Origin of the sequence: Carboxydothermus islandicus (assembly GCF_001950325.1) — a bacterium.
Classification (GTDB): domain Bacteria; phylum Bacillota; class Z-2901; order Carboxydothermales; family Carboxydothermaceae; genus Carboxydothermus; species Carboxydothermus islandicus.
The window spans coordinates 1-686 of the sequence record NZ_BDJL01000108.1 but is presented as its reverse complement, the minus strand read 5'-3'; the positions used below and the strand labels follow the sequence as shown (position 1 = coordinate 686).

Here is a 686-nt window from a genome sequence, read left to right as displayed (position 1 = left end):
GGTTTGCGGTACGGGCACCCTCGCCCTCGGTAGAGGCTTTTCTCGGCAGCCTGGACTCGGTTGCTTCGGTACTCTTTCTTCCCTCCCCATCACCTCTCGGGCTTCACGTGGAACGGATTTGCCTGTCCCACTCCCTACAGGCTTGGACGCGCTTTTCCAGCCGCGCGCTCAACCTATCCTTCTGCGTCACCCCTTCCCTCAAGCGGGCTCGGGTGGCAGGGGATTTTCAACCCCTTACCCATCACCTACGCCTCTCGGCCTCGGCTTAGGTCCCGGCTTACCCTGGGCGGACGAGCCTTCCCCAGGAACCCTTAGGCTTTCGGCGGGCAGGATTCTCACCTGCCTTCTCGCTTACTTATGCCGGCATTCTCACTTCCTACCAGTCCACGCAACCTCCCGGTTACGCTTCCCCCCGGTAAGAACGCTCCCCTACCCATACTGGAAGTTGGAGGTTGGAAGTTGGATGTTGGATTGCTTTTTTTCCTTCTGCTTTTTATTCGTTATTTCTTTATTTTCTCTTTTTCTCTTCCTTCTCCAACTTCTAACCTCTAATCTCCAACTTCCAGTATGCCGAAGTTTCGGTGGCGTGCTTGAGCCCCGTTACATTTTCGGCGCAGAGTCACTCGACTAGTGAGCTATTACGCACTCTTTAAATGATGGCTGCTTCTAAGCCAACATCCTAGTTG

1 rRNA gene is annotated in these 686 nt (G+C 54.7%); it reads right to left on the bottom strand.

Features of this window, described 5'->3' with window-relative positions:
• Positions 1-686: ribosomal RNA gene (locus ciss_RS09690) — 23S ribosomal RNA — on the bottom strand; the annotation flags it as partial.